Annotated in this window: 10 protein-coding genes and 1 pseudogene; 4 read left to right on the forward strand and 7 right to left on the reverse strand. The window is 66.4% G+C overall.

Annotated elements, in window-relative coordinates:
* From J4D52_RS30065 to J4D52_RS30075, 4 genes and pseudogenes are all read left to right on the forward strand, one after another.
* Positions 1-251: hypothetical protein (locus tag J4D52_RS30065; protein WP_207272220.1), on the forward strand; the 251-nt coding region annotated here is incomplete at its 5' end.
* Position 252: 1 nt separating this feature from the next.
* Positions 253-1,005 (forward strand): annotated as a pseudogene (locus J4D52_RS30855) (MCP four helix bundle domain-containing protein); the annotation flags it as partial.
* Positions 1,000-1,863 carry a methyl-accepting chemotaxis protein gene (locus J4D52_RS30860; protein ID WP_371356829.1) on the forward strand — a complete coding sequence of 288 codons (864 nt, stop codon included), beginning with the start codon at positions 1,000-1,002 and terminating at the stop codon, positions 1,861-1,863. The pseudogene J4D52_RS30855 and the gene J4D52_RS30860, both read left to right, overlap by 6 nt.
* 37 nt (positions 1,864-1,900) lie before the next feature.
* Positions 1,901-3,097, forward strand: a complete 1,197-nt coding sequence (locus tag J4D52_RS30075; protein ID WP_102678209.1) for a pyridoxal phosphate-dependent aminotransferase — start codon at positions 1,901-1,903, stop codon at positions 3,095-3,097.
* A 165-nt stretch (positions 3,098-3,262) separates the two neighbouring features.
* Here the strand turns inward: J4D52_RS30075 and J4D52_RS30080 are convergent, their stop codons facing one another.
* The 7 genes from J4D52_RS30080 to J4D52_RS30110 form a co-directional block, all read right to left on the reverse strand.
* Positions 3,263-4,255, reverse strand: a complete 993-nt coding sequence (locus J4D52_RS30080) for a D-glycerate dehydrogenase (protein WP_102678208.1) — start codon at positions 4,253-4,255, stop codon at positions 3,263-3,265.
* A gap of 19 nt (positions 4,256-4,274) precedes the next feature.
* On the reverse strand, positions 4,275-5,570 hold the full coding sequence (locus J4D52_RS30085; protein ID WP_102678207.1) for an MFS transporter: 1,296 nt from the start codon (positions 5,568-5,570) through the stop codon (positions 4,275-4,277).
* An 84-nt stretch (positions 5,571-5,654) separates the two neighbouring features.
* Positions 5,655-6,641 (reverse strand): sugar kinase, encoded by a 987-nt coding sequence (locus J4D52_RS30090; protein ID WP_102678206.1) that lies wholly within the window; start codon positions 6,639-6,641, stop codon positions 5,655-5,657.
* A complete protein-coding gene (locus J4D52_RS30095; RefSeq protein WP_102678211.1) occupies positions 6,634-7,416 on the reverse strand; it encodes a sugar phosphate isomerase/epimerase in 783 nt (260 codons plus the stop codon). The genes J4D52_RS30090 and J4D52_RS30095 overlap by 8 nt, the downstream gene beginning before the upstream one ends.
* A 111-nt stretch (positions 7,417-7,527) precedes the next feature.
* Positions 7,528-8,556, reverse strand: coding sequence for a LacI family DNA-binding transcriptional regulator (locus J4D52_RS30100; protein ID WP_102678205.1), 1,029 nt, complete (start codon positions 8,554-8,556; stop codon positions 7,528-7,530).
* 46 nt (positions 8,557-8,602) lie between these two features.
* Positions 8,603-8,779 carry a hypothetical protein gene (locus J4D52_RS30105; RefSeq protein WP_158246979.1) on the reverse strand — a complete coding sequence of 59 codons (177 nt, stop codon included), beginning with the start codon at positions 8,777-8,779 and terminating at the stop codon, positions 8,603-8,605.
* A gap of 95 nt (positions 8,780-8,874) precedes the next feature.
* On the reverse strand, positions 8,875-9,721 hold an 847-nt coding region (locus tag J4D52_RS30110), incomplete at its 5' end, for an alpha/beta hydrolase (RefSeq protein WP_207272221.1).

Below are 9,721 nucleotides of genomic sequence, written 5' to 3' on the forward strand. Positions count from 1 at the left end.
GGGTTGGTCATGGGGGGGGTAGTGGCGCGAGGCCATCTGTCTCAGCGGTGAAACACTCGCCGGCCAGCGAAAATATTTTTCTCAGGAGCCTGCAAAAAACCTCAAGCGCTGCCGATATCGGTATCAGGGCCAAGACCAACTACAACAGTGGCGCCCACCTGTCAGGCTACCAGCCGCCGCTGGTGACAGGGTTCAGTGCATGGATGCTCGCAGTCCTCAATTCCCGAGAGTCATCCTATGTCCCTACGTAATATGAATATCGCGCCTCGAGCTTTCCTCGGTTTTGCGTTCATCGCGTTGCTGGTCATCGCGCTGGGTGTGTTCGCCGTCAACCGCATGTCGATCATCCGACAGGCCTCCCTCGAAATGGAAAGCAACCAATTGCCCAGCGTAGGGTTCCTCGGCAACGTCACCGAAAACGTGCTGCGCCTGCGGATTCTCTCGTTCCGCGTGCTGGTCAACCGCGAGCCGGCCGGCCTGCAGGAAGCGCAGACGCGCATTGGCGTGCTGGTGGACAAGCTCAAGCAGGCCCAGGCCAGCTATGCCGCCTTGCCGGCGGGGGAAGAGGAAGTGGCCCTGTACAAGACCTTCGCGGCCACCCTGGACAAGTACCTGCAGGCGCAGAACGACATGATGGAGCTGTCGCGACAGAACAAGCTCGAGGAGCTGCGCACCCTGATCAATACGCGGATCAAGGACGGCACCGACCAGATGGGCGAACAGCTGAACAAACTGGTGGAGATCAACAAGGCCGGGGCCACCCAGGCGTCTAACCTGGCCGGTGAGCATTACCGCAGCGCCATCACCGGCATCATCGTCGTGGCGGTGATCGCGGCCCTGCTCACGGTGGTGCTGGCCCTGCTGCTGACCCGCAGCATCGTCACCCCGTTGAACCGCGCGGTGCTGGCCGCGCAGACCATCGCCGCGGGCAACCTGACCAAGGCCATCGAGATCGACGGCAAGGATGAGCCGGCCCGCTTGCTTGGCGCCCTGAGCGACATGCAAGGCAACCTGCGCAAGACCATCGAGCAGATTTCCGGCTCGGCCACCCAGCTGGCCTCGGCCTCGGAAGAGCTCAGCGCGGTCACCGAGGAAGCCTCCCGTGGCTTGCAGCAGCAGAACAACGAAATCGAACAGGCGGCCACCGCGGTCAACGAAATGACCGCCGCGGTGGAAGAAGTGGCGCGTAACGCCGTGTCGACTTCCGAAGCCTCGCACCAGTCGACCCAGGCCGCCCGCGAAGGCCGCGACCGGGTGGTGGAGACCGTCGACGCGATCCAGACCATGACCCACGACGTGCAAAGCACTTCGGTGATGATCGAAGGCCTGGCCACCCAGGGCCGCGACATCGGCAAGGTGCTGGACGTGATCCGCGCCATCGCCGAGCAGACCAACCTGCTGGCCCTCAACGCGGCCATCGAGGCGGCCCGCGCCGGCGAGGCCGGGCGCGGTTTCGCGGTGGTGGCCGACGAGGTGCGGGCCCTGGCCCATCGCACCGCGCAATCGACCCAGGAAATCGAAAAGATGGTCGCCGGCATCCAGAACGGCACCGGCGAGGCGGTGCAGTCGATGCAGCAGAGCAACCAGCGTACCCAGAGCACCCTGGAAATGGCCCGCGCCGCCGGTGTGGCCCTGGAGCAGATCGCCGAATCGATCAACCTGATCAACGAGCGCAACCTGGTGATCGCCAGCGCCTCGGAAGAGCAGGCCCAGGTATCCCGCGAGGTCGATCGCAACCTGGTGAACATCCGCGACCTGGCCACCCAGTCGGCCGCCGGGGCCAACCAGACCAGCGCCGCCAGCCATGAGCTGTCGCGCCTGGCGGTGGATTTGAATGCGATGGTGGCGCGCTTTGTGATTTGAGTTAGGGTTGTTGGAATGCGTGCCCAAGGAGAGCGAGATGCGCTATTCAGCCTTGACCCAACGGATCGCCGGCGAAGGTGCCGCGGCCTGGCAGATTCACTACCGCGCCCTGGAGCTGCGCGAGCAGGGCGTCGATGTGCTGCTGCTGACCATCGGCGACCCGGATTTCGACACCCCCAGGCCGATCGTCCAGGCCGCCATCGATAGCCTGCTGGCGGGCGACACCCACTATTCGGAGGTGCGCGGCAACCGTTCGCTGCGCACCCGCATCGCCCATAGGCATGCCACCCGCAGCGGCCAGGCGGTGGACGCCGAGCACGTGGTGGTGCTGCCGGGGGCGCAATGCGCGGTGTTTTCCGTGGCCCAGTGCCTGCTCGACCCCGGCGACGAGGTGCTGGTCGCCGAGCCCATGTACGTCACCTACGAAGGGGTGTTCGGCGCCTGCGGGGCCAAGGTGCTGCCGATTCCGGTGCGCCCGGAGAACGGCTTTCGCGTCGAACCGGCGGCGGTCGCTGCGCGCATCACCCCCAAGACCCGCGCGCTGATGCTCAACAGCCCGAACAACCCCTCCGGCGCCAGCCTGTCCCGGGAAACCTGGCGGGCCCTGGCGCGACTGTGCGTCGAGCATGACCTGTGGCTGATCTCCGACGAGGTCTACAGCGACCTGCTGTTCGACGGCGAACACATCAGCCCCGGCAGCCTGCCGGGCATGGCCGAACGCACGGCGACCATCAACAGCCTGTCCAAGTCCCATGCCATGACTGGCTGGCGGGTCGGCTGGGTGGTGGCGCCCCAGGCCCTGGCCGGGCACCTGAGCGATCTGGCGTTGTGCATGCTGTACGGGCTGCCGGACTTCGTGCAGAACGCCGCGGTGGTGGCGCTGGATGCCGACCTGCCGGAACTGGAACAGATGCGCGAGGAGTATCGCCAGCGCCGCGACCTGGTGTGCGCGCAGTTGAGCCAATGCCCGGGGCTGAAACCGGTCAAGCCCGATGGCGGCATGTTCGTCATGGTCGATGTGCGGGAAACCGGCCTGGGCGCCCAGCAATTCGCCGAGCTGCTGCTGGAAGGGCACGGCGTCTCGGTGCTCGCCGGCGAGGCCTTCGGCCCCAGCGCGGCGGGGCATATCCGCATCGGTCTGGTGGTGGACCAGCAGCGCCTGGCGGATGCCTGCCAGCGTATCGTCCGTTGTACCCAGGATCTGCTTGAAGGCCGGCCGGTCAAGCGTTCGTAGCTGCCGCTGCCGACTGTGGGCTGCGCTTGATCATGTAGGAGCGAAGCTTGCTCGCGATGGTCGTTAACGAAGACGCGTATTGGCTGGATGTACGCGGCGCTCTCACGTTCATCGCGGGCAAGCCTCGCTCCTACAGGGTTGTGTCAGATCCAGCGAATGCAGGGCTCAAACCGCAGCCTTGCGGCGTTCCCAGGCCTGGGGGTTCACAAGGTTGGCCGGGCGCTGTCCGGCCAGGGCCGCCAGCAGGTTGTCGACGGCGCAGCGGGCCATGGCCTCGCGGGTCTCGAAGGTCGCCGAGCCGATATGCGGGGTGGCCACCACATTGTTCAGCTGCAACAGCGGCGAGTCGTGGCCCAGGGGTTCACGCTCGAACACATCCAGCCCGGCCGCGCGAATCCGCCGCTGCTGCAAAGCCTCGATCAGCGCCTGTTCGTCCACCACCTTGCCCCGGGAAATATTGATGAAGATGCTGTCCGGGCGCATCAGGGCGAACTCTTCGCGGCCGATCAGGCCCAGGGTCTGGTCCGTCAGCGGCAGGGTCAGGCAGATGAAGTCGGCCTGTTGCAGCAGCTGCGGCAGGCTGCAGTAGCGGGCGCCGAAACGCTGCTCCACCGCTGGCTTCGGGCTGTTGCTGTGGTAGATCACCGGCATGCCGAAGCCGAAATGGCCGCGCTGGGCCAGGGCTTCGCCGATCCGCCCCATGCCGATGATGCCCAGGGTCTTGCCGTGCACGTCGCTGCCGAAATGCAGCGGGCCGATATTGCGGTTCCACTGGCCGGCGCGCACCAGGTTGGCCAGCTCCACCACGCGCCGGGCGCTGGCCAGGATCAGGGCGAAACCGGTGTCGGCGGTGGTTTCGGTGAGCACGTCCGGGGTGTTGCTGAGCAGGATGTCGCGTTGGGTCAGGTAGTCGATGTCGTAGTTGTCGACACCCACCGACACGCTGGCCACGGCTTCCAGCTGCGGCGCCAGGTCCAGCAGTTCGGCATCCAGGCGCAGGCTGGCGCCGAGCAGGCCCTGGGCGGCGGGCAGGGCACCGCGCAGTTTGGCCAGGCCTTGGGCGCCGAGGTCTTCGATCAGGGTCACCTGGGCCTGCTCATGCAGGCGGGCCATCAACGGCGGCGAGAGTTTCTTGTACAGCACGACCTGTTTTTTCATGGGGTTCACCTTGTTCGATTCAGGAATGCGCCAGGCGGCGACGTACCGGCAGCACGGTGCGGCTGCGGTCGCTGGCGCCCGGGTTGAGAAAGATGGTCAGCAGCACCGACAGCAGCAGCGCGCCGCTCATCAGCAGGTAGGAGGCGCCCGGCGAGCCGGTGGCGCTGTTCAGGTAGCCCACCAGGTAGGAGCCGCCGAACGAGCCCAGGGCGCCCATGCTGTTGATCAGCGCCATGGCGCCGCCGGCGACGTTGGCCGGGAGGATCTCCGGGACGATGGCGAAGAACGGTCCGTAAGGCGCGTACATGCAGGCGCCGGCGAGCACCAGCAGGCTGTAGGACCACCAGAAGTGCTCGGCGCCCAGCAGGTAGGAGCCGTAGAAGGCGAAGGAGGCGATCAGCAGCGGCGGCCAGACGAAACGCTTGCGCTTCTGGATCCGGTCCGAGCCCCAGGACACCCCGAGCATGGCGATCACCGCTGCCAGGTAAGGCAGCGCCGACAGCCAGCCGGCCTCGACCATGTCCATCTGCGCGCCGTGCTTGAGGATCGACGGCAGCCACAGCACGAAGCCGTAGACGCCGATGCTCCAGCAGAAGAACTGCAGGGCGAGGATGATCACCTTGGGCGAGCGGAAGGCTTCGGCGTAGTTCTTCACCGCCTTGATGCCCACCTGTTCGGCGGCCAGGGCGCTTTCCAGGTCGTGTTTTTCCTGGTCGCTGAGCCATTTCGCCGCGCTTGGGCGGTCATCGGCCAGGCGCCACCAGATAAAGGCCCAGAGCACCGCCGGCAAGCCTTCGATGATGAACATCCAGCGCCAGCTGAAATGCTCCACCAGGTACCCCGAGACTACCGACATCCAGAGCATGGTCACCGGGTTGCCGAGGATCAGGAAGGTGTTGGCCCGCGAGCGTTCGGCCCGGGTGAACCAGTGGCACAGGTAGACCAGCATCGCCGGCATCACCGCGGCCTCGACCACCCCGAGCATGAAGCGGATGGCGATCAGCATGTAGGCGTTGGACACCACGCCGGTGAGGGTGGCCAGGCCGCCCCAGAGGATCAGGCTGACGAAGATCAGCTTCTTCACGCTGTGTTTTTGCGCGTAGATCGCCCCCGGTACCTGGAAGAAAAAGTAACCGAGGAAGAACAAGGCGCCGAGCAGGGACGACAGGCCCGGGGTGATCATCAGGTCGGCGGCCATCCCGGAGGCGGCGGCGAACCCGTAGTTGGCGCGGTCCAGGTACGCCAGGCTGTAGGTGATGAACACGATGGGCATGATGTACCACCAGCGGCGGGTGGCGAGTTTCAGCGTTTGCATAAGGGTGCTCCTGAGCTTGTTGTTTTTGTCGCAACAGGTAATGCAAGGGTTCAGTCGGGTTGAGGTGTCTTCACGGTTTTGTCGCTATAGGGCTTGCAGGGTTTCCGTTGTGGCGGGCCTGCTGGCGAGCGTTCGCGCGGCGGCCACGGGCAGCTCGTCGCGGGTCGGCAGGCCTTCCATGTCGCCCCGGCTCTGCACTGCGCGGCTGCCGATCCAGTTGGCGCGCTGCACCGCCTCGGCGACGCTGTGGTTTTCCAGCAGGGCGCTGATCAGGCCGACGGCAAAGCCGTCGCCGGCGCCCACGGTGTCGACCACCTGGGGCACCGGCACGGCCTCGACGAAACCTTCGTGCAGATGGGTGCGGTAATAGGCGCCATGGGCACCGAGCTTGATCGCCACGGCCTCGACGCCCTGGTCCAGGTAAAACGCGGCGATGTCGGCCGGGTCTTCATAACCGGTCAGCAGGCGGCCTTCGCTCAGGCCCGGCAGCACCCAATGGGCGAGCACGGCCAGGCGGTTGATTTCGTGGATCATCAGCTTTTCGCTGCCCCACAGGCTGGGCCGCAGGTTCGGGTCGAAAGACACACTGCGGCCGGCCGCGCGCATCTTGCTCATCAGGCTGTGGGACAGGTCACGGGCCGAGGTCGAGAGCGCCGGGGGAATGCCGGTGGCGTGCAGGTGACGGGCGCGCAGCAGTTCGGGGGCGATGTCGGCGACGCTCAGGTGGCTGGCCGCCGAACCGCGGCGGAAGTATTCCACCCGCGGATCGTCGCCGTGCTCTTCCAGGGACTTGAGCTGGAAACCGGTGGGATGCCGCGGGTCGGTGGCGACGAAGCGGCAGTCCACGCCTTCGGCCTGCAGGCTGTCGACGACGAAACGCCCCAGGGAGTCGGCGCCGACCCGGCTCAGCCAGCCGACCTTGAAGCCCAGGCGCGACAGGCCGATGGCCACGTTGCTGTCGGCGCCGGCGATGCGTTTGTGGAAGTGGCCGACCCGGGCCAGGTCGCCGCTCTGTTCGGCGACGAACATTGCCATGGTTTCACCGAACGACAGGATATCGAGCTCAGACATGGGCGTGCTCCAGGCGGGGCTGGCCAAGGCGGGCGAGGGTGGCGACGTGTTCGCGGGTCAGCTGCACCAGGTCTTCGCCTTGCAGCGGGTATTCCACGGCCCGGGTAACCCCTTGAGTCATGTGCCGCAGCAATTGTTCCCACAGATGCAGGTCGGCCATGCCCGGCGGTATCGCCACCAGCTTGCCATCGGCGCGCCGGGCCACGGCCTTGCAGTGCACGTAGCCGACATGCCGGCCCAGCAGGCGCGCGGCGGCGGAGGCGGACTGGTCCTGCCATTGCCAGTTGCCGATGTCGAAGGTCATCTGCACTGGCAGGCGGTGGCGCTCGACTTCGGCGAAGAAGCGCTGGAAGGGTTCGATGCGCCCGCCGTGCAGGGTCTGGTCGTTTTCCACCAGCAGCTGTACCGGGGACTGCGCCAGCAGCAGGGCCAACTGGGGCAGGTCGTTGTGCTCGGTGAAATAGCCCAGGGACACCTTGAGGCTTTTCGCGCCGAAGGCCTCGGCCCGTTGCAGCGCCTGTTCCAGCAGCGGGTTGGCCCGGGAACGCCCGGCCACCCAGAGTTCCAGCGGCGAAGAAAACACACTTTCCAGTTGCCGCTCGCGGGTGGCCTGGGCCAGTTGGGACGGGTCTTCGACGGTCAGCAGCTCTTCGCGCCATTCGATGCGCGACGCACCGGCGGCGGCCAGCACCTCGATGAAACTGCCCTGGCCCTGCTCACGGACGCGGTCGGCGCCGTAGCTGGAAAGGCTGATGGAGACAGGCGATTTATTCATGGTCATGGCCTCTGAAACCGGTTTCATTTCTTTGCAAAAAAAAGCGTGAAAATTGGCTGCCTGCATTCCGTTGCTTGCCGCATTCCTTGTAGCCGCAGCCTTCAGCAGCGGCTACAGGGTTCCTCTTTGTTGGGTGGAACCGCGGACGATCAGCTCGGCCGGGAAGTCCAGCACCCGCAGCGGCTCGACATCGCCGCGCAAGCGCTTGAGCAGGCATTCGAAGGCGCTGGCGCCGATGCGCTCGGTGGGCTGGGCGAGGGCGGTGATGCCGGTGCCCACCAGCGGATACCAGTCGAGGTCGTCGAGGGCGATCAGGCCGATTTCGTCGAACAGCGGGCAGCCCAGTTCGCGCAAGGCCCGGGTCGCGGCCAGGGCGGCGACGCCGTTGGCGCAGAACAGGGCTTTCGGGCCAGGGCCGGGGGCGGCAAGGAACTGTTGCAGCTGCTGGTTCAGCGTGGTGCCGGTTTCCACCACCGCGCCTTGCAAGGTCGGGCGCTGCTGGATCTGCGCCTTGAAACTGTTGCTGCGTTCGAGCCGCGAGCTGGTGCCGTCATAGGGTTCGCTGACCAGCAGCAGGTCGCGATAGCCGCGCTTTTGCAAGTGTTCGATGGCGCTGCGCACGGCTTGCGGGTTGTCCAGGCCGACCAGGTCGCTGTGCAACTGCTCGACCTTGCGGTCCACCAGGACCATGGGCATTTCCCGATGCAGTTCGCGCAGTTCGTCCAGATGATGGCCCAGAGTGTTCACGATCAGGCCTTCGATGTTGTACGAGCGCAGGTTGGCCAGGTGCTGGCGTTCCTGCTCGTCGTCGCGGTCGGTGTTGCACACCACCAGGCTGTAGCCGTGCTGGCGGCAGGCGGTTTCCACGCCGTGCATCACGGCAATCGAATAGGGGTTGCGGATATCGGCCACCAGCATGCCGATCAGGCGAGTGCGTCCGCGTTTCAGGCCGCGGGCCATCTGGTTCGGGCGGTAGCCCAGTTCGGCTATCGCCTGTTCGATGCGCAGGGCGATGGCATCGGAGAGCAGGGCGCGGTCTTCGCCGATAAAGCGCGACACGCTGGCCTTGGAGACCCCGGCGCGTTCGGCGACATCGAGCATGGTGACGCGGCTGCGCTGGGCGGCGGAAAAACTGTTCACGGGCGGCGACCTGTCATTGGCGTTCTTGTTATGGGCGTATCCGGTTTCAGGTGCGACGTTCTGCCGCATCGCTGAAACCGGTTTCAGGAAACAGCAAAGCGCTTTCGCCGTCAAGCGCGATCAGCGCCAGCGGGATGAAAAAAATGTCATGCGGCCGACCGCTGGCGGTCTTCTTTGGCAGAGGGAGGTGTCTGGCACCTGCGTTGCAGGTGGTCGCGGGCAAGCCTCGCTCCTACGGGGGAAGTCATGCGCGTGATGGGCTCTTCGTAGGAGCGAGGCTTACCGCGATAAGGGCCACGCGGTGTCGCTGAAGAAAGGCTATTCGAGGCAGCCCCGTAGATAGTCGAGCAAGGCGCCATACAGCGCATCCACCTCCGGCGCCAGGCCCCGGGCCCGCAGGCAGCCATGCACCAGGCCGAGGCCCGGGTACAGCTGGCTGTGGCCGCCGGCGGCCAGCAAGCGCTGGTGATACAGCTCGCCGTCGTCGCGCAGCGGGTCGAACTGCGCCAGGGCGATAAAGGCCGCGGGCAGGCCGCGCAAGTCCGTGGCCAGCAAGGGCCGGGCATAGGGCGAACGTTGGGGCGGGCCTGGCAGGTACAGGGCCTGGTAGGCGTTCAGGTCGTTGCTGCCGAGCAGGGGCGCGTCGGCGCACTGGCTGCGCGAGGGCAGGTCGGCGGCGCCGCCGAGGCCGGGGTACAGCAGCACCTGGGCGGCGGGCAAGGGCTCGCCGGCATCGCGCAGGGCCAGGCACAGGGCCGCGGCGAGGTTGCCGCCGGCGCTGTCGCCGATCACCAACTGCCGCCGCGGATCCAGGGCAAAGGAGCTGGCGCCGGCCTGCAAGGCGCGCCAGACCGCCAGGCAATCGTCGAAGGCGGCGGGAAACGGATGCTCGGGCGCCAGGCGGTAACCCACGGCAATCACCAGCACCTGCAGCTGCGCCGCCAGGTAGGCGGTGATGAAATCGTGGGAATCCAGGTCGCCCACCACCCAGCCGCCACCGTGCAGGTACAGCAGGCAGGGCCAGCCGGCTGCGGGCATCGAGCTGGCGGGGCAATAGGCGCGCAGCGGGACCCCGGCCAGTTGCAATTCGCTGACCCGCAGGCTGTCGGGACGGGGCGGGGTGAATGCGCGGCACATGCGGCTGTAGCTGTCGCGCCAGCCCTTG

The sequence above is a fragment of the Pseudomonas sp. GW460-12-10-14-TSB1 genome (assembly GCF_017349775.1).
Classification (GTDB): domain Bacteria; phylum Pseudomonadota; class Gammaproteobacteria; order Pseudomonadales; family Pseudomonadaceae; genus Aquipseudomonas; species Aquipseudomonas piscium.

Coding starts and splice junctions, on each gene's coding strand:
- J4D52_RS30090 (WP_102678206.1), bottom strand. CDS start 6,641: ATGTCTGAGCTCGATATCCTGTCGTTCGGTGAAACCATGGCAATGTTC.
- J4D52_RS30080 (WP_102678208.1), bottom strand. CDS start 4,255: ATGAAAAAACAGGTCGTGCTGTACAAGAAACTCTCGCCGCCGTTGATG.
- J4D52_RS30860 (WP_371356829.1), top strand. CDS start 1,000: ATGCAAGGCAACCTGCGCAAGACCATCGAGCAGATTTCCGGCTCGGCC.
- J4D52_RS30075 (WP_102678209.1), top strand. CDS start 1,901: ATGCGCTATTCAGCCTTGACCCAACGGATCGCCGGCGAAGGTGCCGCG.
- J4D52_RS30085 (WP_102678207.1), bottom strand. CDS start 5,570: ATGCAAACGCTGAAACTCGCCACCCGCCGCTGGTGGTACATCATGCCC.
- J4D52_RS30095 (WP_102678211.1), bottom strand. CDS start 7,416: ATGAATAAATCGCCTGTCTCCATCAGCCTTTCCAGCTACGGCGCCGAC.